This is a genomic window from Acidovorax sacchari (assembly GCF_042847045.1).
GTDB classification, from domain to species: domain Bacteria; phylum Pseudomonadota; class Gammaproteobacteria; order Burkholderiales; family Burkholderiaceae_C; genus Paracidovorax; species Paracidovorax sacchari.
In genome coordinates this window covers 5,354,383-5,374,880 of the sequence record NZ_AP035783.1, presented here as the reverse complement: position 1 = coordinate 5,374,880, position 20,498 = coordinate 5,354,383, and the positions used below count along the sequence as shown (strand labels likewise).

19 protein-coding genes are annotated in these 20,498 nt (G+C 70.9%); 10 read left to right on the top strand and 9 right to left on the bottom strand.

Annotated features, from left to right (window positions below; translation table 11 throughout):
* Together secF and ACGHC0_RS23870 are read left to right on the top strand one after the other, a co-directional pair.
* Complete coding sequence (gene secF / locus ACGHC0_RS23875) at positions 1 to 954, top strand: protein translocase subunit SecF (protein ID WP_092832994.1); 954 nt, start codon at positions 1 to 3, stop codon at positions 952 to 954.
* A gap of 152 nt (positions 955 to 1,106) precedes the next feature.
* Complete coding sequence (locus tag ACGHC0_RS23870; RefSeq protein ID WP_415266965.1) at positions 1,107 to 3,491, top strand: DUF1631 family protein; 2,385 nt, start codon at positions 1,107 to 1,109, stop codon at positions 3,489 to 3,491.
* A gap of 52 nt (positions 3,492 to 3,543) precedes the next feature.
* On the opposite strand, the gene recX is transcribed toward ACGHC0_RS23870, so the two are convergent.
* Together recX and recA are read right to left on the bottom strand one after the other, a co-directional pair.
* On the bottom strand, positions 3,544 to 4,014 hold the full coding sequence (recX, locus tag ACGHC0_RS23865) for a recombination regulator RecX (RefSeq protein ID WP_415266964.1): 471 nt from the start codon (positions 4,012 to 4,014) through the stop codon (positions 3,544 to 3,546).
* Positions 4,015 to 4,079: 65 nt separating this feature from the next.
* The gene (gene recA, locus ACGHC0_RS23860; protein ID WP_415266963.1) at positions 4,080 to 5,144 is read right to left on the bottom strand and encodes a recombinase RecA; all 1,065 of its coding nucleotides are present in this window, start codon (positions 5,142 to 5,144) and stop codon (positions 4,080 to 4,082) included.
* Positions 5,145 to 5,305: 161 nt separating this feature from the next.
* Here recA and ACGHC0_RS23855 point away from each other — a divergent pair, with 161 nt between their 5' ends.
* The 3 genes from ACGHC0_RS23855 to ACGHC0_RS23845 all read left to right on the top strand — a co-directional run bounded on the left by ACGHC0_RS23855 (position 5,306) and on the right by ACGHC0_RS23845 (position 8,377).
* Positions 5,306 to 5,830 carry a MarR family winged helix-turn-helix transcriptional regulator gene (locus ACGHC0_RS23855; RefSeq protein WP_415266962.1) on the top strand — a complete coding sequence of 175 codons (525 nt, stop codon included), beginning with the start codon at positions 5,306 to 5,308 and terminating at the stop codon, positions 5,828 to 5,830.
* Between the two features lie 117 nt (positions 5,831 to 5,947).
* Positions 5,948 to 6,622, top strand: a complete 675-nt coding sequence (locus ACGHC0_RS23850; protein ID WP_011797639.1) for a response regulator transcription factor — start codon at positions 5,948 to 5,950, stop codon at positions 6,620 to 6,622.
* Between the two features lie 297 nt (positions 6,623 to 6,919).
* Positions 6,920 to 8,377, top strand: a complete 1,458-nt coding sequence (locus ACGHC0_RS23845) for a sensor histidine kinase (RefSeq protein ID WP_368353274.1) — start codon at positions 6,920 to 6,922, stop codon at positions 8,375 to 8,377.
* A 120-nt stretch (positions 8,378 to 8,497) separates the two neighbouring features.
* On the opposite strand, the gene ACGHC0_RS23840 is transcribed toward ACGHC0_RS23845, so the two are convergent.
* From ACGHC0_RS23840 to ACGHC0_RS23830, 3 genes are all read right to left on the bottom strand, one after another.
* A complete protein-coding gene (locus ACGHC0_RS23840) occupies positions 8,498 to 8,863 on the bottom strand; it encodes a DUF4148 domain-containing protein (RefSeq protein WP_092833107.1) in 366 nt (121 codons plus the stop codon).
* Positions 8,864 to 9,068: 205 nt separating this feature from the next.
* Complete coding sequence (locus ACGHC0_RS23835; RefSeq protein WP_368353273.1) at positions 9,069 to 9,422, bottom strand: DUF4148 domain-containing protein; 354 nt, start codon at positions 9,420 to 9,422, stop codon at positions 9,069 to 9,071.
* A gap of 133 nt (positions 9,423 to 9,555) precedes the next feature.
* On the bottom strand, positions 9,556 to 11,235 hold the full coding sequence (locus ACGHC0_RS23830; RefSeq protein ID WP_415266961.1) for an adenylate/guanylate cyclase domain-containing protein: 1,680 nt from the start codon (positions 11,233 to 11,235) through the stop codon (positions 9,556 to 9,558).
* Between the two features lie 85 nt (positions 11,236 to 11,320).
* Between ACGHC0_RS23830 and ACGHC0_RS23825 the strand changes: the two genes are divergently transcribed.
* Positions 11,321 to 12,061, top strand: coding sequence for a Crp/Fnr family transcriptional regulator (locus tag ACGHC0_RS23825; protein ID WP_415266960.1), 741 nt, complete (start codon positions 11,321 to 11,323; stop codon positions 12,059 to 12,061).
* 10 nt (positions 12,062 to 12,071) lie between these two features.
* Here ACGHC0_RS23825 and ACGHC0_RS23820 read toward each other — a convergent pair whose 3' ends face one another.
* Positions 12,072 to 12,998: a LysR substrate-binding domain-containing protein gene (locus tag ACGHC0_RS23820; RefSeq protein WP_415266959.1), complete on the bottom strand. Its 927-nt coding sequence runs from the start codon at positions 12,996 to 12,998 to the stop codon at positions 12,072 to 12,074.
* 129 nt (positions 12,999 to 13,127) lie between these two features.
* On the opposite strand from ACGHC0_RS23820, the gene ACGHC0_RS23815 reads away from it, so the two are divergent.
* From ACGHC0_RS23815 to ACGHC0_RS23800, 4 genes are all read left to right on the top strand, one after another.
* Complete coding sequence (locus ACGHC0_RS23815) at positions 13,128 to 14,096, top strand: tripartite tricarboxylate transporter substrate-binding protein (RefSeq protein ID WP_368353269.1); 969 nt, start codon at positions 13,128 to 13,130, stop codon at positions 14,094 to 14,096.
* Positions 14,097 to 14,117: 21 nt separating this feature from the next.
* Positions 14,118 to 15,002: an N-formylglutamate amidohydrolase gene (locus ACGHC0_RS23810; RefSeq protein WP_368353268.1), complete on the top strand. Its 885-nt coding sequence runs from the start codon at positions 14,118 to 14,120 to the stop codon at positions 15,000 to 15,002.
* Positions 15,003 to 15,141: 139 nt separating this feature from the next.
* Positions 15,142 to 16,629: a leucine-rich repeat domain-containing protein gene (locus ACGHC0_RS23805; protein WP_368353267.1), complete on the top strand. Its 1,488-nt coding sequence runs from the start codon at positions 15,142 to 15,144 to the stop codon at positions 16,627 to 16,629.
* A gap of 375 nt (positions 16,630 to 17,004) precedes the next feature.
* Positions 17,005 to 18,315 carry a hypothetical protein gene (locus tag ACGHC0_RS23800; RefSeq protein WP_415266958.1) on the top strand — a complete coding sequence of 437 codons (1,311 nt, stop codon included), beginning with the start codon at positions 17,005 to 17,007 and terminating at the stop codon, positions 18,313 to 18,315.
* On the opposite strand, the gene ACGHC0_RS23795 is transcribed toward ACGHC0_RS23800, so the two are convergent.
* From ACGHC0_RS23795 to ACGHC0_RS23785, 3 genes are read right to left on the bottom strand one after another with little or no spacing between them, the layout of a single operon-like run.
* Complete coding sequence (locus ACGHC0_RS23795; RefSeq protein ID WP_415266957.1) at positions 18,312 to 19,061, bottom strand: SPOR domain-containing protein; 750 nt, start codon at positions 19,059 to 19,061, stop codon at positions 18,312 to 18,314. The two genes, ACGHC0_RS23800 and ACGHC0_RS23795, sit on opposite strands and share 4 nt — an antisense overlap.
* Positions 19,062 to 19,075: 14 nt before the next feature.
* Positions 19,076 to 19,927 (bottom strand): biotin--[acetyl-CoA-carboxylase] ligase, encoded by an 852-nt coding sequence (locus tag ACGHC0_RS23790; protein WP_415266956.1) that lies wholly within the window; start codon positions 19,925 to 19,927, stop codon positions 19,076 to 19,078.
* The gene (locus ACGHC0_RS23785) at positions 19,924 to 20,478 is read right to left on the bottom strand and encodes an SET domain-containing protein (protein ID WP_046060632.1); all 555 of its coding nucleotides are present in this window, start codon (positions 20,476 to 20,478) and stop codon (positions 19,924 to 19,926) included. The genes ACGHC0_RS23790 and ACGHC0_RS23785 overlap by 4 nt, the downstream gene beginning before the upstream one ends.
* Positions 20,479 to 20,498: the final 20 nt, after the last annotated feature.

Below are 20,498 nucleotides of genomic sequence, written 5' to 3'. Positions count from 1 at the left end.
ATGGAATTCTTCCGCATCAAAAAAGACATCCCCTTCATGAAGCACGCGTTGGTCTTCAACGCGATTTCCTTCATCACCTTCGCGCTGGCCGTCTTCTTCCTCGTCACGCGCGGGCTGCACCTGTCGGTGGAGTTCACGGGCGGTACCGTGATGGAGGTGGCCTACACGCAGGCGGCGGACACAGGCAAGGTACGGGAAGCCGTCTCGCGGCTGGGCTATTCCGACGTGATCGTGCAGAACTTCGGCACCTCGCGCGACGTGATGATCCGCCTGCCCGTGCAGAAGGGCGCGACCTCCGCGCAACAGAGCGAGCAGGTGATGGGGGCCCTCAAGGAGCAGGACCCGGGCGTCACGCTGCGCCGCACGGAATTCGTCGGTCCGCAGGTGGGCGAGGAACTCGTGCACGGCGGGCTCATGGCGCTCGCCATGGTGGTTGTCGGCATCGTGGTGTACCTCGCGTTCCGCTTCGAATGGAAGTTCGGCGTCGCGGCCATCATCGCCAACCTGCACGACGTGGTCATCATCCTGGGCTTCTTCGCCTTCTTCCAGTGGGAATTCTCGCTGGCCGTGCTGGCCGGCGTGCTCGCGGTGCTGGGCTACTCGGTGAATGAATCCGTGGTGATCTTCGACCGGATCCGCGAGGCCTTCCGCAAGTACCGCAAGATGACCACGCACGAGGTCATCGACCACGCCATCACCAGCACGATGAGCCGCACGATCATCACCCATGCCTCCACGGAGGCGATGGTGCTGTCGATGTTCTTCTTCGGCGGCCCGAGCCTGCACTACTTCGCGCTCGCGCTCACCATCGGCATCCTGTTCGGCATCTACTCCTCGGTGTTCGTCGCCGCTGCCATCGCCATGTGGCTGGGCATCAAGCGCGAAGACCTGGTGAAGGCGCCGGCCCGCAAGGAAGGCGACCCGAACGACCCCAACGCCGGGGCGGCGGTCTGAGCTTCCACGCGGCTTTTCGACCCTCGACGGACTGCCGGAAGCGGCCCGTTTAGCATTTGCGCCAATGAAATTCCGCGGGGCGGATCGCTCGTTGGATCTCTGCGGATTCCCGCATGCCGGCAGGCGTATGGCGCGCTCATAATCCGCGGCGTATGGAGACTTCGTCCACCTTCCCGTCGAATGCGAGGCGCCTGGCCCGCCTGGGGCGCCAGCGTTTCATCGAGGGGCTGAGCGCGGGGCTCCCCGCCCTGGACGCCGAGCTCCAGGAGTTCACCACCCACCTCATGGGGCTGACGGCAACGCAGCGCGTGATGCAGGAGCGCCGCGACCTGTGGATGCGCTACCAGCAGTTCCATGGCGCATGGATCGTCGGCGCTGCGCGAGCGCTGCGCGATGCGCTCGCCACCCTTCCCAGCACGCGCAGCGCCGCGCTGTCCGGGGGCTTTTCGCTCGCAGGCCTCGAGCTGGTGAGCGACGACGTGGTGGAAAACAAGATCCTCGCGTCCCGCATCGGCCTGTCCGTGGCGGAGCGCGCCGGCCCCGCCTTCGACGCGGTGCGCAGGCATCTGCAGCATCTCGAAGGCGAGGAGCCCGGCGAACGGGACCTCCTGCGCCCCGAAGTCCTCGCCCTGCATCTGGTGGAACCCTGGGTGGCCTGCGGCCTGCTGCGCGCGGACCTGCAGGCCCTGCTCGAGCCGCTGCAGCGCGCCCTGGGTGCCCTGGTGCTCACGCAATACGAGGCCCTGGTCCGCTTCTTCGAGGAGCAGGGCGTGCGGCCGGACGACGACCTGCGCTCGCGCGTGCGCCGCACAGGAGGCACGACGGTGCAGGGGGGACTGGGACCGGCCCCGGCCTCGGGAATGGGCGCCATGCCGCAGGGCGCCGATCCATCCGCCCCTGGCGGGCTGCGCGCTCCTTCCCGGCCCATGGGGGCCATGCCGGGCGGGGCCTCGGGTTTTGCCGGCACGCAGGCCGCCGCCTACGGCTCGCCCCTGGTCCGGGCCCGCCAGCGCGCGCAGGGCGTGATGGGGCAATTGCGCCGCATTCTCGTGCAGCCGGCGATCGCGGCGTTCAGTCCCTCCGGTGCCGGGCGCATGGCGGGCGCCGCGGGCGAGGCGCCCGCCCAGGCGGCACCGGCCTCGGCCGCCCTGCAGCAGGCACTCGCGGAACAGCGGCTGATGGCCGACAGCTTCTACCAAAGCGAGATCGCCACCCTGGTCCTGGACTACCACAGCCCTGCCGCGGTGGTGCAGGTGGCAGGTGCTGCGCGCGAGCGCAGCGCGGAGCTCAAGGCCAAGGCGGAAACGCCAGGCGAGAAGGCCATCATCGAGGTGGTCGCGCTGATGTTCCAGAGCATCCTGAGCGAAGACCGCATCCCGCCCGCGGTGCGCGTGTGGTTCGCGCGGCTGCAGGTTCCCGTGCTGCGGGTGGCCCTGGCCGAGCCTGAATTCTTCAGCGACATGGCGCACCCCGCCCGCCAGCTCATCGACCGCATGGGCGGCGTGGTCCTGGGTTTCGACACCGCGGCGATTCAGGGCAGCGCCCTGGAGGCCGAGATCCGGCGCGTGGTGCAGGTGATCGAGCAGTATCCGGAAACGGGGCAGCGGGTGTTCCAGCTGGTGCTCGCGGAGTTCGAGGCCTTCATTTCCAGGTTCCTCACGGCGCCCCAGGCCACCTCGCGCATCGTGAGCGTGGCGCAGCAGGTGGAGCAGAAGGAGACGATGGCGATCCAGTACACCATCGAACTGCGCAACCTGCTCAAGGACATGCCGGTGCGCGACGAGATCCGCAGCTTCCTGTTCAAGACCTGGGCCGAAGTGCTGGCGCTGTCGGCCGTGCGCAGCGGCGCGCAGCATGCGGACACGGCCGCGTTCAAGCGGGCGGCCACCGACCTCGTGTGGGCGGCCAGCGCCAAGCCCCAGCGTGCGGAGCGTGCCCAGGTCATCCAGAGCCTGCCGGGCCTGCTGCAGCGGCTGCGGCAGGGCCTGGAGCTGCTGGGCGTGACCGGCGCGCCGCAGGACGTGCACATCAAGATCCTCACCGATACGCTCGCCGACGCCTTCCTCTCCAAGACGGCTTCCATCCCGCAGGCGCACATCGATGCGATGGCCCGGCGCCTGGACCACCTCGAAGACTACATGAGCGATGCCACGCTGGGCGACATGCCGCTCGATGCCGACTACCTGGAAATGATGCTGGGCATCGATGCTTCGTCCATCCACGTGGCGGCGGACAATGGCACGCCCGTGGACGAGGCCATGGTGGCCTGGGCGCGCGAACTGCAGCTGGGGGCGTGGTTCACGCTGGACCACAACGGGGCCTCGGCGCAGGTGCAGTACGCATGGCACAGCGAGCGCCGGCAGCTGCATCTTTTCGCGGCGCCGGACGGCAGCAGCTACCTGCTGCAGTTGCGGCGGATGGCCGCCTACCTGCAGGCAGGCCTTCTGGTGCCGCAGGAAGAGGAAGCCCTCACGATGCGCGCGACGCGCGACGCGCTCGCCAAGATCGACGCGAACCCGGAGCGGCTGCTGGGGTAGCGCCCTTTTTGCCTGCCACCGGCGAGCCGGGCGGGCCGCCATGGTGGCCTCTTCATTCCGGCAGGTCGTCGTCGGCCTCCATGCGGCCGCCGACCACGCGCCGCACCACATCGCCCGGGAAGCCGCGTGCCGCGAGGAAGCGCATCTGGCGTGCCCGTTCCTGGGGCGTTTCCGGGGGCGTGCCGAAACGCTGACGCCAGACGGCGAGGGCGCGCGCCGCTTCGCTGCCGCGCAGGCGCTCGGCGGTTTCACGCACGAGCGCGTCGTCCAGGCCCTTGGCGCGCAGCTCCTGCACCACGCGCTGCGTGCCCAGCCGCGCAGCGCGGCGGTGCACCACGGATTCGGCCACGCGGCCGGCATTGATGAAATCCTTGGCCTGGAGTTCGTCCAGCACCGCGCGCAGGTCGTCGCCTTCCTGCACATGGCGGGCGAGCTTGGCCTCGAGCTCGGGGCGTGAATGCTCGCGCTGCGCCAGCAGGCGCAGCGCGCGGCCCTTGAGGGAGAGAGGGGAAGAAAGCCCCATGGGAGTCGCAGCCGCGCCGGCCCGCCGCAAAAAGCGGCAGGCCGGCGCTTCGGGTGCCTTGTGGATCAGGCCTCGTCGCCGGCAGCGGCGCCAGTTGCCACGGGAGGCAGTTGCGAGACGCCCAGGCCATCGCGCACCTTGTTCTCGATCTCGCGGGCCAGGTCGGAGTTCTCGCGCAGGAACTCGCGTGCGTTGTCGCGGCCCTGGCCGATCTTCTCGCCGTTGTAGGCGTACCAGGCGCCGCTCTTCTCGATGATGCGGGCGTTCACGCCCATGTCGATGATCTCGCCCTCGCGGCTGATGCCCTCACCGAAGAGGATGTCGAACTCGGCCGTCTTGAAGGGCGGGCTCACCTTGTTCTTCACCACCTTCACCTTGGTCTCGTTGCCGATGGCCTCGTCGCCCTTCTTGATGGTGCCGGTGCGGCGGATGTCCAGGCGCACGGAGGCGTAGAACTTCAGCGCGTTGCCGCCCGTGGTGGTCTCGGGGCTGCCGAACATCACGCCGATCTTCATGCGGATCTGGTTGATGAAGATGACCATGCAGTTCGTCTTCTTGATCGTGGCGGTGAGCTTGCGCAGCGCCTGGCTCATCAGGCGGGCCTGCAGGCCGGGCAGTGCATCGCCCATCTCGCCTTCGATTTCGGCCTTGGGAGTCAGTGCGGCGACCGAGTCCACCACGATCAGGTCCACGGCTCCGGAGCGCACGAGGCTGTCCACGATTTCCAGGGCCTGCTCGCCGGTGTCGGGCTGGCTGATGAGCAGGTCGGGCACGTGCACGCCGAGCTTCTGGGCGTACTGGATGTCGAGCGCATGCTCGGCATCGACGAAGGCACAGGTGCCGTTCTGCTTCTGCATCTCGGCGATGACCTGCAGCGTGAGCGTGGTCTTGCCGGAGGATTCGGGACCGTAGATCTCGATCACGCGGCCGCGGGGCAGGCCGCCCACGCCCAGGGCGACGTCCAGGCCCAGCGAGCCGGTGGAGACGACCTGGATGTCTTCGATGGCTTCGCCTTCGCCCAGGCGCATGATGGTGCCCTTGCCGAACTGCTTTTCGATCTGGGCGAGGGCTGCCTGCAGGGCCTTGGCCTTTTCGCTGTTGGCGGCGTTGTTCTTGACGGGTGCGTCCATGGAGTGCTCCTGAAAGAGGAAAACGTGGAAAGGAAGGCCGGCGAGTGCGATACCAGGGGGTGGCTGTCTTCAATCACAGGCTGGATGCTTGACCAGTAGTGTAGGGGCGAGATACTTTCCAAACAATGCAATTTTTGGTCAGTTTGACTGACAATTGGTGCATGGCTTTTTCCCCGTTTCCGCAGCCACCGTCGGCCACGCTGGCCACCCGGGACGACGCGTGGCGCCTCACCCACCTGGGCCGCCTGCTCGGCCATGCCATGCGCCGCTTCGACGCGCGCGTGCTCGAACTGATGGCGCACGACGTGCAGGTCCCCCTGGCGCTGTCGCACCTGGCCGCCCGCGACCAGGTCAGCGCGGCCCACATCCACATCACGCGCCACCTGTCCCTGCAGGGCGACCGCCTCACCGACCTGGCGGCGCGCGCCGGCATGACCAAGCAGTCGATGGCCGCGCTGGTGGACCAGTGCGAAGCCTGGGGCCTCGTGGCACGGGAGCCCGACCCGCGTGACGCGCGCGCGCGGCAAGTGCGCTTCACCCCCACGGGCCTGGCCTGGCTGCAGGCCTTCCGCGGCGCGGTCGCGCAGGCCGAGGCGGAGTTCGGCGCGGAGGTGGGCGATGCCGTGGCCGCCGTCGTGCGGCTGGGCCTGGAGGCGTATGCGGGAGGCGATGGCGTGGAGCCGTGATCCGGGTCCGCCTCCGTCCCGTCCCGCCTGCCGGCCGATGTCCCTAGAATCGGCGGAGCGCCCGGATGCCGGCCAGACCGCCTGCGGCGCATTCCCAAGAACACTGGAGACAGGCCCATGCGCATCCTCATTGCCGAAGACGATCAGGTTCTGGCGGATGGACTGCTGCGCACGCTGCGGGGGTCCGGGGCCGCGGTGGACCATGTGGCGAGCGGCAGCGACGCCGACACCGTGCTCGCGACGACGCAGGAATTCGACCTGCTGATCCTCGATCTCGGCCTGCCGCGCATGCATGGGCTGGACGTGCTCAAGCGGCTGCGCGGCCGCGGCTCGGCGCTGCCCGTGCTGATACTCACGGCGGCCGACAGCGTGGACGAGCGCGTGAAGGGCCTGGACTACGGCGCCGACGACTACATGGCCAAGCCCTTCTCGCTGCAGGAACTGGAGGCGCGGGTGCGCGCCCTCACGCGCCGCGGCATGGGTGCCACCAGCAGCACCATCCGGCATGGTCCGCTCGTCTATGACCAGGCCGGGCGCATGGCCACCATCGACGGCAAGCTGGTGGAACTGTCCGCCCGCGAACTGGGCCTGCTGGAAGTGCTGCTGCAGCGCGCCGGGCGGCTGGTGAGCAAGGAGCAACTGGTGGAGCGGCTCTGCGAGTGGGGCGAGGAAGTGAGCAACAACGCCATCGAGGTGTACATCCACCGCCTGCGCAAGAAGATCGAGCGCGGGCCGATCCGCATCGCCACGGTGCGGGGGCTGGGCTACTGCCTGGAGAAGGTCGCCGCTTAGGGCCTGTGAACGCTATGCAAGGGGTCGCGAAGCTCATCACAGCCCGCCCATCAAGGCGCGCGACGCCGTGCGTGTGTCCACACGTACAAGGAGGGCAACGCCGAGGGGCGGGCTGTGATGGGCTTCCCTTCGGGTTGCTCCGCGAAGGGGCCGTTTGCGGCGTTGCCCGTGCTTGCAAGGCCCCGGCCTTGCTACGCCCAGGCGCCTTGCACCCAGCCCCTTTGCGAAGCAACGCGATCCCCTTGCATAGCGTTCACAGGCCCTAGTGCGGCCTCCTCCTGCAGCGAGCGACGTGCCTTGAAGATCTTCCAGCGCGAACAGCGGTCGCTTTTCGGGGAGATCCTCGACTGGATGCTCACGCCGCTGCTGCTGCTGTGGCCGGTGAGCCTGGCGCTGACCTGGCTCGTCGCCCAGGGGCTGGCGAACAAGCCCTTCGACCGCGCCCTGGAGTACAACGCCCACGCGCTCGCGCAACTCGTCACGGTGCAGGACGGCCGCGCGCAGTTCAACCTGCCGCAGCCCGCCGGCGAGATCCTGCGCGCGGATGAATCCGACATCGTCTATTACCAGGTGCTGGGCCCCCGGGGGGAATTCCTGTCCGGCGAGCGCGACCTGCCCCGGCCGCCGCCACCCGATGACGATCGCCCGCTGTCCGGCCAGGTGCGGCTGCGCGACGCGGAACTGCGCGGCATCGAGATCCGCGTGGCGGCCATCTGGGTGCGGCTGCCCATGCAGGGGGCTCCTGCCGCGCTGGTGCAGGTGGCGGAAACGCGGGAAAAGCGCAGCGTGCTCGCCACCGAGATCATCAAGGGCGTGATGCTGCCGCAGTTCGTCATCCTGCCGCTCGCCGTGCTGCTGGTCTGGCTCGCGCTGGCACGCGGCATCCAGCCGCTGCACCGGCTGGAAGAGCGCATTCGCGCACGCGATCCGGACGACCTCTCCCCGCTGGACCACCGGGCGGTGCCGATGGAGGTGGCTCCACTGGTGGATTCGGTGAACGATCTGCTGCAGCGGCTGCAGGATTCACTGGCCACGCAGAAGCGTTTCCTGGCGGATGCCGCACACCAGCTCAAGACCCCCCTGGCGGGTTTGCGCATGCAGGCCGATCTCGCGCAGCGCGAAGGCACCAGCACGGAAGACCTCAAGCGCTCGCTGCAGCAGATCGGCCGCGCCAGCGTGCGTGCGACCCACACGGTCAACCAGTTGCTGGCGCTCGCGCGCGCGGAAGCGGGCGGTGCCGTGCTGGCGCGGCAGCCGGTGGATCTCGCACGCCTGGTGCGCGAGGCCGTGCGGGACTGCGTGCCGCGGGCGCTGGAGAAGTCCATCGATCTCGGCTACGAGGGCGCCCAGCCGGCGGACCCCGGCGTGTGGGTGGACGGCAACCCGACCCTGCTCAAGGAGCTGGCGCGCAATCTGCTGGACAACGCGATCAACTACACGCCTTCCAGCAGCGGCCGGCCCGGGGTGGTGACTGCGCGCGTGCTGGCCGATCCGTTCGGGCGCATCGTCTTGCTGCAGGTGGAGGATTCCGGCCCCGGCGTGCCGGAGGCGGAACGCGAACTGGTGTTCCGCCCCTTCTACCGGGCCTTGGGCACCGATGCCGATGGTTCGGGCCTGGGCCTGCCCATCGTGCTGGAGATCGCGCGCCAGCATGGCGCGCAGGTGCGGCTGGAGGATGCCCATCCCGGGATGAATCCACCGGGTGCGTGTTTTTCGGTGCGGTTCTCCGCCGGGGACGATCCGCCGCCGGCGTGAGCCGTCCGCCTCTGTCTCAAAAAACAGCGGGCAAAGGAACAAAGCCCGCCGGGCGTTGCCGGGCGGGCTTTGCAGTGCCCACGGTTCCCGGGGCGGGAACCATGGACGTGGGCATGGTCATCAGTTCGTCATCGGCACGGTGCCGTGCTCGTACATGCTGGCCACGGCGCTCACGTCGCCGCCCAGGCGGCGGACTTCAGCGACGTACTCAGGGCCGCTGCGCAGGCGCTGGTACTCGGCCAGGCGTTCCTGGTACACGGGGTCGCTGGCCGGCGAGCGTTCGCCCACCTGGAACTTGTCCAGGCCGGCCCGGCGCCACAGGTTGGCGTCGGCGAGCACTTCGGCGCGCGACAGCGGTTGCTGGGTGGATTGCGAGGCCACCGGTGCAGGGCCGGCCCATTCTTCCTGGGACAGGGGGGCGGCAGAGGCTGCGGTGGCGCCTGCGAAGGCGATGGTGGCGATGGCGATGAGATGCTTGCGATTCATGGCGATGAGTCCTTTCTTCGACAAGGGGGACAATGTGCAGCGCGCCGGATTGCGTTCTGCATGGGACGAAGTTTGCTCCTCATCCCGGCCCCTGCATGTGCGAAAACGCACGGATTCGTGTAGGTCTGTGTCCGACCGGCCTGTGCTCCCAGGGGTGCGGTGCCGTGGGATAACAGGCGGTTTCAGACGCGACGGCGGGCGCAGGTCAGTTGCCGCCGGCCGCAGTGGACTGGCCGGCCACGGAGCGGGCTTCCCCGCCTTGGCGGCGCACTTCGGCCAGGTATTCGGGCCCGCTGCGAAGACGGTGGTACTCGGCCAGGCGCTGCTCGTTGGCGGGGTCGGCCAGGGCGCTGCGGTCGCCCTCGCCCACGCCGCGCAGGCCTGCGCGATCCCACAGAGCCAGGTCCGCGGCCACTTCCGCGCGCGACAGGGGCTTGCCCTGTGCGGCGGGCTCGGCGCCGAACCAGTCGTCCTGCGAGGAGGGCGCGGCGAAGGCGCCGCCGGCGAAGGCGAGTGCGGCCAGCGCGAGGGCGAGAGAGGAGGGACGGCGTGCAGTCATGGTGTGGTTCCTTTCGGTCGGGTCATCGCCGCGTTGCGTGTTGCGTTGCGGCATGGAGGCAAGTGTGTTCCTGCGACCCTGTCCAGGTCTGTGCGAAAGCGCACAGCTTCCTGCAGATGGCCGGACCGGGAGCTCAGCCGGCGGAGGGCGTGCGCAGGGACGAGGGCCGCGCCACGTGCAGCACGTCGAGGGGCCGCGAGCGTCCCCGCACGGTGATCGCGCCGGGCGTGCCGAGCCGCTCCTGCATGCCCGCCAGGCGCGCCACGTCCGCCGAGAGCACGAGGCGCGCGCCCACCACCTTGGAGTGGTCCTGCAGCCGGCTCGCGGTGTTCACCACTTCGCCCACGGCCGTGAAGGTGGTCGTTTCCTCGAAGCCCACCTGCCCGACGGCGACGGCGCCCGCATGCAGCCCCATGCCGAAGTCCAGCGCGTGGCCGAACTGCGCCTGGAAGGCTTCGTTCCATGCCTCCATGCGTTCCTCGATGGCCGCGGCGGCCGCCAGGGCCTGGCGGCAGGCCGTGGGCAGGTCGCAGTCCAGCCCGAAGAGGGCCATCACGCTGTCGCCGATGAACTGGTTGGGCAGCCCGCCGGCCTCGCGCACGGCGCTGCCCACACGCTCGAAATACTGGTCCAGCACCCAGGCGAGATCGAAGGGCCACTGGCGTTCCGCCAGCCCCGACCAGCGGCGCAGGTCCACGAACAGCACGGCCACCTGCCGCTCGCGTCCCGGACGAGCCGCCGCCGTGCCGGCGCCGGGCTGGAAGAGCGGCGTGACGCGCACCCGGCCCTGAGGCCGGAGCTGGCAGGCCAGCCGCACGCCCTCCGGGGCGTTCACGCGCTGCAGCGTGCGCAGTTCATCGCGCCCCGGCGGCGGCAGGCTGCCGTCTTCCGCTTCCACGCGCACGCGGCAGGTGGAGCAGCGCGCCCGCCCTCCGCACAGGGACAGGTGCGGGATGCCGTGCAGGCGGCTTGCGTCCAGCACGCTGGTGCCCCGGGCCACCTGCACGGTGCGGCCAGGGTATTGCAGCGTCACGCAGCCTTCGCCGCGCAGGCGGCGCAGCGCGCCCGCCGCGAACCGGAGCGCTACGAGGGCTGCCAGGGCCATCAGCCAGCCAAGCTGGAGGCCCTCGCCCAGGGCGCGCGCGGCTTCCGCGGCCGGGCGCGGCGGTCCGGGTGCACGCACGGCCTGCGCGGTCCAGGCGATTTCCCGGCCCATGGCCAGCGTGCCCAGCAGCGCGAGCACCGGCAACAGCACCGCCGCCGTCAGCAGCAGGGCCTGGTGGCTGCGCCATGCCGCGCGGTGCCGCAGGGCCAGGTGCAGGCCGAGGCAGCCATGCAGCCAGGCGAGTGTCAGGAGCAGCGCCTGGCGCGCCAGGGACTCGGGCGACCAGATGGCGCGCACGATGCGCAGGTAGGAGGGCTCCACGCCCCAGTTGCTTTCCAGCCAGCGCGTGCCCACCACGTGCGTGGCCAGCAGCAGCGGCAGCAGCAATCCCAGGGCGATGCGCAGCGCCTCGACGGGCGGCATGCGCCAGCTGCGCCGCTGCCAGAGGGCGGTGCCGGCCATCGCGAGGTGCACGGCGAAGGCGCCGTACAGCAGCACCGTGCCGGGCGTGGTGGCCCATGCGGCATGCACCGCGCGGCGCAGCGCCTCGGCTGCCTGCAGCGATACCAGGCCCGCGGCATGCGTGGCCAGGTGCAGCGCCACGTAGAGCCACAGCGTCAGCCCGCTCGCCCAGCGCAGGTCGCGCGCCGAGGGCCGGCGGCGCGGGCGGGCGGGAAGGTCGGCGGGATCGGGGGTGGAGCGGGGCATCGGTAGGGGGCGCGGCGGCTGAGCATAATGCCCCGAGGCCGGCGGTGTCCGTCAGCCGGCCCTTTCCCCTTTCCGTGGTCTTCGCATGGTGTCCGCCCCCCGACGCAGTTCCTCCCCCGCCGCCCCCGTTCCTTCGAGTTTCGCGTTGCGGGAAGTGGCGCTGTTCGAGGGGCTCGATGTGCAGCGGCTGGACCGTATCGCCCAGCAGTGCCGCTGGCAGCAGTTGCCGGCGCGGCGGCGCCTGTTTTCCCGGGCCGCCGCGGGAGCCGAGGTGTATTTCATCCTCACGGGGCAGGTGCGCGTGACCACCTACTCGGCCAACGGCCGGCAGGTCACTTTCCGCGACTGTGGCCCGGGGGAGCCCATCGGCCTGCTGGCCGCGCTGGACGGCGGTGCGCGGTCGGCCGATGTGGTCACCCTGGAGCCTACCCTGGCGGCGAGCCTGCCACCGGAGGACTTCCGCCAGCTGATGGCCGAGGAGCCCGCCGTGGCGCAGCGCGTGGTGGAGGGCCTGTGCGTGCTGGTGCGTGAGCTGTCGGAACGCGTGATCGATCTCAGCACGCTGGGCGTGCAGAACCGGCTGCATGCGGAACTGCTGCGCATGGCCCGGGCCTCGGGCGGCGCGGATGGCGCAGGCCGGGCGCGCATCGATCCGGCGCCGGCGCATGCGGAAGTGGCCAGCCGCATCAGCACCAACCGCGAGCAGGTGACGCGCGAACTCGGCGTGCTCGTGCGGCAGGGGCTGCTGGAAAAGGTGGGGCGCGCTTTCGTGGTGACCGACCTGGCGCGGCTCGAACGCATGGTGGCGGAGGTGCGCGGAGGCTGACCTCCGCCGGTCAGGCCGCCGGGGCCGGGCGCGATTCGGCCTGCTGCAGCAGCCAGTTGCGGAAATGGTCCAGCGCGGGTGGCTGGGGGCGGCCCCCCTCATGGCAGAGCCAGTAGCCCCGCCGGCTGTTGAAGCCGGCGGCCGGCAGAGGTTCCGTGACAGTGCCGGCCGCGATCTCTTCGCGGACGAGGCAGCGGGGGACCAGGCCGAGTCCCAGGCCCATGGCGACGCCGCGGATGACGCTCTCGAACAGGTCGAGCACGGGGCCGTCGGAGCGGCTCAGGCCCTGTACGCCGTGGCGCTCGCCCCAGTGCTCCCAGGCGTCGAGTGCCGACACGTGCCGCAAGAGCGCGTGTTCCGCGACGTCGGCGGGGGTGCGCAGCGCCGGCACCGGGTGCTCCGTGCCGCCGGCTCCGGGCGGCGGAGCGATCAGCGCCACGTCGTTGCCTGCGATGTAGTGGGCATGCATGCCGGGCCAGTGCCCGTCGCCGAAGAGGATGGCGCAGTCCGTGTCCGGACCTGGCAGGGTATTGATGACCTGCCGTGTGAGGTGCAGCGTGATGCGCGGATGCCGCTGCCGGAAATCCGCCAGCCGGGGCACCAGCCACTGTGCCGAGAAACTGGGCAGAACGGCCACCTGCAGGGCGCCGCCGTCGTACCCGCTGGCCACCAGCTCGAGCGTGGCGGCTTCCAGGCGGACCAGCAGCGACCGCACCGCCAGTTCGTAGCGCTCGCCTGCCGGGGTGAGGATCAGTCGCTGGCGGCTGCGCTCGAACAGTGGCACGCCGACCCAGCGCTCGAGTTCCTGGATTTGCTTGCTGACGGCGCTCTGGGTGAGGCCCAGGGGCTCCGCCGCCGCCGACACATTGCCGCAGCGGACCACCGTGCAGAACGTACGCAGCAGGTGCAGAGGGGGGTTGAGTCGGCGCAGGGGCATGGGGGCGGGAGAGGGTTCCGGAATACGGCCGGCGATGAGGGTATGCCGAATCGGAATGCTAACCGGCACGCCCTTTGCGTCATTCGTGCATTTATTCCATTAATCTCATCGATAACCTCAAAGGAAACCATGCAGCGTCGTTCCTGGCTCGCGGCCCTGGCCGCTTCACCCTTCATCGGCAACTTCGCAAGGGCGCAGGAGGGCCGGCCGATGCGCATCGTCGTGCCCTTTCCTCCGGGCGGCGCGACCGACATCGCGGGACGCGTGCTGCAGGAGCCGCTGCAGCGCCTGCTGGGCCATCCGGTGGTGATCGACAACCGTGCCGGCGCGGGCGGCTCCATCGGCATGGCCGAGGTGGCGCGCTCCGCCGGCGACGGGCTGACCTTCGGCGTGGCGACCGTGTCCACGCATGGCGTGAACCCCGCCGTCTTCTCGCGGCTGCCCTACGATCCCATCCGCGACTTCGCCGGGGTCACCGAGATCGTGAAGGCGCCGGGCATCCTCGTGGTCAATCCGCGGGAAATGCCGGTACGCAGCTTCGGCGAGTTCGTGACCTACCTCAAGGCGCGGCCCGGCCAGGTGTCCTATGCGTCGCCGGGCAACGGCACCATCGGCCACATGTGGGGCGAGCTGTTCAAGATCAGCACGGGCACCTCCATGGTGCATATTCCCTACCGCGGCGCCGGTCCGGCGGTGAACGACGTGCTGGCCGGCCAGGTGCCCGTGTATTTCGACCAGGTCGCCTCCGCGCTGCCCTACGTGAAGAGCGGCCGGCTGCGGGCGCTCGCCGTCTCCTGGCCCCAGCGCCTCGCCGACGTGCTGCCCGAAGTGCCCACCTATGGCGAACTGGGCCATCCGCAGGCCAACGAGCCGTCCTGGTTCGGCCTGGTGGCCCCCGCTGCCACGCCGCCGGCGGCGGTGCTGCGCGTGCAGCAGGCCGTGGGCACCGCCCTGAAGGAGCCGGCGGTGCGCGACCGGCTCGCCGGCCAGGGCCTCTATCCCACGGGCACCGCGCCCGCGGAGTTCTCCCGGCAGATCGAACAGGAGATCGCCAAGATGCGGAAAATCGCTGCCTATGCCCAGATCCACCTCGACTGAACCGATGAACGGAGCCCGACGATGACCGCCCCGCAGCCGCTGAGCCCCGTGGCCGCCGTATCGGTGGTGCCGGGCCGCACGCCCCTGGTCCTCGATTCGCCGCACAGCGGCACGGATTACCCCGACGACTTCGGCGCCGCGCTGGCCCGGGACGTGCTGCGGCGTGCGGAAGACACCCATGTGGAAAAGCTCTACGCCTTCGCGCCCGCCCTCGGCGTCGCGTGGGTGGAGGCGCATTTCCCGCGGATCTACCTCGACGCCAACCGCGACACCACGGAGATCGACACCACGCTCTTCGATGCCGAGTGGCCCGACCCCGTCACCGCCGACCCGGCGGTGCTGCAGAAGGTGCGGCTCGGCAAAGGCCTCATCTGGAAATGCACCGACGAGGGCCTGCCCATCTATGACCGACCCCTCTCTGTGGCCGAAGGGCGCGCGCGCATCGAGCGCTGCTGGCGGCCCTACCATGCCGCGGTGGAGCAGGCCATCGAGGCCGCGCATGCGCGGCACGGCTACAGCCTGCACCTGAACTGCCATTCGATGCCCTCCGTCGCGGCCAGCCATGCCACGCTGCATCCCGGCCTCGTACACGCCGACTTCGTCATCGGCGACCGCGACGGCACCACCGCGGACCCGGCGCTGTCGCAGGCGCTCTGCACCTTCCTGCGCGGGCGCGGCTACGGGGTGGACTACAACCATCCCTACAAGGGCGTGGAGATCGTTCGCCGCTACGGAGACCCGGCCCGCGACCGGCACAGCATCCAGGTGGAGATCAACCGCCGCCTCTACATGGACGAGCACACGCTGGCCCTGCACCCGGAGGGCTTCGCGCGCCTGCAGGCCGACCTGCGCGCGCTCGTGGAGTGGCTGCTGACGCTCGATCCGAGGCGCTCGGCGGGCGGCTGACGCAGCGCTGCGCATCGCAGCAGGTCGTGCGGGCGGTTCGCATTTCGCGACACCGCGTCGTGCCGGGGCGGGGCAGGGAAAGGGGGGCGCCCTAGATTGGAGGCGAGCCGCTTTCCTTGTCCTTCACCGCCCCGCTGCCATGACCTCGTCCCTGCTCACGGCGCCTTTCGGCGCCTCCGTCCTGTCCTTCATGCCCCCGGAACGCGGGGGGGCGGCCGCTGCGCCACGCCAGGCCGTCGCCGCCTCCGGCATGCCCCTGCTGCACGCGTGGTACGAGGCGCTGCAGGCCTGGTGCGAGGCCGATGCGGCCCGGCAGCCGCCATGGCAGGCAGGCGCCTCCGAGGTGTTGCGGGGGCTTTTCTCGGCGCGGCGGAACCGGGGCGCCGTCCGCGACGAGCGGGCCGAGGCGTTCGCCGGCCGCTGCCGGGAGTTCGCCATGGCCGCGGACCGGATCCTGGAGCGTGGAGACGCTGCATTCGGTGCCGCGCAGGACGGCCTGGAACTGCGCGAGATCGCCGTGGGCCGCCTGCTGCTCGCCCATGCCGAGGGCGCTCCCGCGCTGGACCTGCACGGCCTGGGGCTGACCGACCTGCCACCCGGCCTCGAAACCCTGGAAACCCTGGAGCGGCTGGATATCTCCTGGAATCCGGGGCTGGGAGCGCTGCCCGAGCGGCTCGCCCGCTGCCGCGGGCTGCGGGCGATCGATGCGCGCCACTGCGGCATCACCGAGGTGCCTCCACAGGTCCTCTCGCTGCCCCGGCTGGAGGCGCTGGACCTTTCGGAGAATGCGGAACTGCGCTCGCTGCCCGCCGGATGGCGGCTGGACGACGCGCGCCTGCGGCTCGAAGGAACGCACCTGGAGGGCATCGCCGGCCTGCTGCGGCCCCTGCCGCTGACGCCGCGCCAGCGCGGCACGCTCGCGGAACATATGGACACCATCGCCCGTGCATGGCCCCTGCTGCAGGCCCGGATGCGGGCCGAGCCCCGGCTCTCGGACCAGGTGGGCCTGCTGCGTGCCCGGCTGTCGCTCGCGGTGCGCACCGACGGCATGGGCACGCAGGAAGCCTGCGAGGACGCGCACCAGGCCATCGCGGAGTGGCTGGACAACGGGGAACCGCTGACGACCGCACGGATGATGGAACTGGGCTGGCGCATCAACTTCCGGCCGTCCGGCACGGGCCTGCTGCGCACGCAGGAATACGCAGACGATCTGTCCGGCCCGCAGGGCGCCGGTGCAGGCCGGCCGTCTCCCGGCGCGCTGCCGCCGCTGCTGGCGGCGGTCGAGTCCTGGCTGTCGGCGGGCGATGCTCCCGATGCCGCGCTCGACCCGCTGTCCGCCATGGAGCGCGCCGTGCTGCTCTACCGCGCCCTGGTCGTCCTCCGCCCGCTGCACAAGGGCAACGAGCCCACGGCCCTGGCGGCCATGGACTGGGCCCTGCAGCAGCAGGGCCTGCCGCCGGTCCTGCTGCCCGATGACCCGGCCCTGACCACGGCGGTCCTGTTCCGGTTTTCGGGCATCGCGGCGGCGGACGCGGCGGCAGAGCTGCTGCAGGAAACCGTCCGGCACATGGACGCGCTCATGGCGCGGCTGGTGCAGCACGACCTTGCAGGTGCCGCAGATGCATAGCGCACGGGACGCCCGCGTGCCGGCGGCCGTCTCGCGCACTTCGTTTTTCCACTCCCGATTCCAACGTCCATGAGCCCTTCCCGCATCACGACCGCTTCCGAATCGCAGCGCATGCGCTCCCATCCTTTCGGGCCGTTCCGGGCAGATGGATCGAGCCCGCGCAGCGAGCCCGATGCGCCAAGGGGGCGGAGCGCTGGAGGGCCGGTCGGGTTGGTGCCCCGGCGCACAGGATCGGCGCGCGAGCGCGCGGAAACCGTGCGCACGGGCCGATGGGCGGGGCCGCCGAACGCCGGGCAGGTGGAGTGGAGGCGGTCCCTGCGTGAATGGTGTGCCGCGGACCCCCATCGGACTTCCCGGGGCGGATTCTGGTCGCGCATGGCCGGCAGCCTTTCGCGGCAATCCGGCCTGCAGGACCACCATGGAAGCTTCATCGAGCAGCGGGAAGAAGCCGCGGCACGCATCCTGTGGGCGCATGCGGAGCGCTCCACCGCGCTGGACCTCCGTGGCCTTGCGCTGTCGGAGCTGCCCCCCGGGCTGGGGCGGCTGGCCCATCTGGAAACGATCGATCTTTCCGACAATACCGGCTTCTACCGGCTGCCCGAGGTGCTGGCGCAATGCACCGGCCTGCGCTCCATCTCCGCCCGCAACAGTTTCGTCACCGAAGTTCCTGCTGCGCTGTTCGCGTTGCCCCATCTGGAAACGCTGGATCTGTCCGCGAATTTCGAGCTGTGCGAACTGCCGCCGGAGATCGAACAGGCCGTCCGGCTGAGGGAGTTGCGGCTGTCCCACTGCCGCTTTTCCACGCTGCCGGCGGCCGTGGCCGCGCTGCCGGCGCTGGAACTGCTGGACCTGTCCCACAATCGGCGGCTGCACGCCGTGCCCACCAGCGCCGAGACGGCTGCCTGCCGGGTGCATCTGCAGGGCACGCCTGCCGGGTTCTCGGCCCGGCTGTTGCGCGCGCCTGCGTGGGCCCGGGCCGAGCGCGACGCGCTCTCGGAGCGCCTGGGTGCGGCGGCATCCTTCGCCACCGCCATGCGTGGGGCTTTTGACGATGGGCCGCGGCTCGCATTGTTTCTGCAGGAGCGAGGAGACGGCATGGCCACGCCGCAGTCGTGGGAGGAGGCCGCGCGCCTGGTCGATACCTGGGTGGAGACGGGGCGTGCCTTCAGCACGGATGCGTTGCTCGAACTGGGCTGGATTGCCAACGGCCGCCCATCGGCGGGGCCCGGCCTGCGCGCGCACGAGTTCCAGCGCGTGCCTGCCGGCGACGGGGCCGCGCTGGCCCACCGGGGCGAACCCGCCGTTGCGGCGTTCCGCAGCTATCCCTCCGTGCAGTCGTTGCGGGGCCAGATGGAGGAAATCGCCGCGCAGCTGGAGCGTCGGCTTTCCCGGGGCGACCCCCTCGCGGCCGTCGAGTGCGCCGTGATGCTCTACCGGGCCTTTGTCAGCTTGCGCCCCCTGCCCGCCGGCAATGCGCCAGCCGCCTTGCTGGCGATGGATTGGGCACTGCTGCGGCAGGGGCTGCCGCCCATGCGGCTGCCCGAGGGAGATGACGAACTGTGCGACGCCATGATGTTCTCGGACGAAACGTCGCCGGACGGCGCACGGGAGCTGGCCCACCAGGTGGCCGAAGGCCTGGCGCAATGGGAAGCCCCGCGAGCCCCGGGCGGGGCTGCCGCCGGCTAGCCGCAGTTGCGCAGTAGCCGGCCCGCGAGGGCCGTGCGCAGCTGCGTTTCGGCCTGGGCACGCAGCGCGGGCGTGGCCGCCGGCAGCCGCAGCACATGGCCGGTGGCGTCCGAGCGCTCCTGCACCACCCGGGCCGTGCGCACGCCCTGCGTGCCCAGCGCCGCCAGCGCCCGCTCGGCGGCTTCTTCCGTCGAGAAGCGGCCCAGCGACAGGCCTGGCTCCAGGGCAGGGCCCGGCCGGTCGTAGGCCACCTTGCGAGCACGCAGTTCGGCGCGCTTCTTCTCCAGCGCGTCTTCGTCGGCGAAGCGCCCCATGTACACCATCCACCGGCTCGCGACCGACACAGGCTCCAGGCTCCAGCTATTCGCAGGCAGGGCGGCGGCTGCCGTACGCAGTGCCTCGGATTGGCGTGCGTCGAACGGGCCGGCCTGCAGGCAGGCCGTGCTGTCGGCCGCCGCGGCCTGCGCCTGCCCTGCTGAAGTGGGGGGCGGTGCGGGGTGGGATGCCTCGCTGGACGGGGTGGCTGCGGAAGAGGGCGCCGCGGGCGGCGGGGCTGCGGGGACCGATGCCGCATCGCCGGACACCGGCCGGCCGATGCGCAGGTTCTCGGGCTGGATCTGCTGCTCCAGCCGCTGGGGCTCGGACTGTTCGGCCGGTGCGAGGCCCCAGTCGCGCAGCAGGCCCTGTGCCCAGGCGTAGTAGCCGGCATTGGCCAGCAGCAGAACGAGGACGGCGGCGCGCAGCATGGTGGAAGGCTCCTTCAGTTCCGGGGCAGCGCCTGCCCGGCCGGCCGCACGCTGATCTCGGCGCTGGTCACGGCCTGCAGGCCCTGTGGCGTGCGCACCAGCAGCGCTCCGTCCTGGGCCACGCCCTGCGCGGTGCCGGCGCCGCCGTCGCTCAGGACCACTTCGCGGTCGCGCAGCACGTCGCGCTGCAGGAAGCGCGGCTGCACCGGCGCGAAGCCGTTGGCTTCGAACGACTGCAGCATCGCGACCAGCGGCGGCACGGTGCGCAGCAGCGCCGCGGGGGCGTCGAGCCGGGCGTCGATCTCCTGCAGGCTGCCGGGCGGCGTGGACAGGCCCTCGGACGGCGGAGGCCGCACGTTGATGCCGACCCCGGCCACCACGTAGCGCGCGGTACGGTCCGGGTGCGAGCCGCTCCAGGCGCCGGCGGCACCCACGAGGCTGGCGGTTTCCACCAGGATGCCCCCCAGCTTGCGGCCATCGTCCAGCCAGAGGTCGTTGGGCCACTTCAGGCCCAGCCGGGGCTGGCCGGCCCGGGGCACCGGCTGCAGGCTCTCCGCGATGGAGACTCCCACGGCCAGCGACAGCCCGGACCAGTCCGCCGGCGCCAGCGGCAGGCCCAGCGAGAACATGAGCGAGTCGCCCGCGGCGTTCTGCCAGGCGCGGCCCAGGCGCCCGCGCCCGGCGGTCTGCACCTCGGCCACGAGCAGCGTGGGCTCGCAGCGGCCCGCCCGCGCGCGCCGCATGAGTTCGGTGTTGGTGGAATCGATGCTCGGCAGCACTTCGACAGTGAAGCCCGGCAGCAGCGGTGCCACGGCCTCCCACACCGCCTCGGCGGGCCAGCGCAGCGGCTGCACCATGCCGGTCATCGGCGTGCGCCCTTGCGGCCGGCCTTGGGCGGCGGCGCGGAAGGCCCCGGCGGCGCCCAGCCGCGCTTGGGCGCCAGCAGTGTGCCGCGGCAGTTGGCGCTGCCGCAAAAGCAGGGGTACTCGGCCTTGAGCCTGGGGGTGTAGCGCTCGTCGATGATCAGGCCGTAGTCGTAGTTGAGTTCCTCGCCCGCATGGATGTTGCGCAGCGCGGTGATGAAGATGCGGCCGTCGCGTTCGTCGGCGTAGCAGTTGGGCGCGCAGCTGTGGTTGATCCAGCGCGATGCGTTTCCGCCATGGTTGGCATCGATGACGCGGTCTTCATCCACATGGAAATAAAAGGTATGGTTCGGCTGCAGCGGATCGTGCGGGTGGCGGTCCTGGGCTTCCTGCCAGCTGATGATCTCGCCCGTGTACTCGATCAGCACTTCGCCTTCGGCGATGTCCTGCACCGCGAACACGCCTTTGCCGTGCACACCCGAGCGCCGCACCTGGATGCGGCGGCCGCCCCTGGCGGCGGAAGGGTCGGCGGCGGGCGTGGCGGTTCGGGGCATGGCGAAACTCTGTTAGTTTG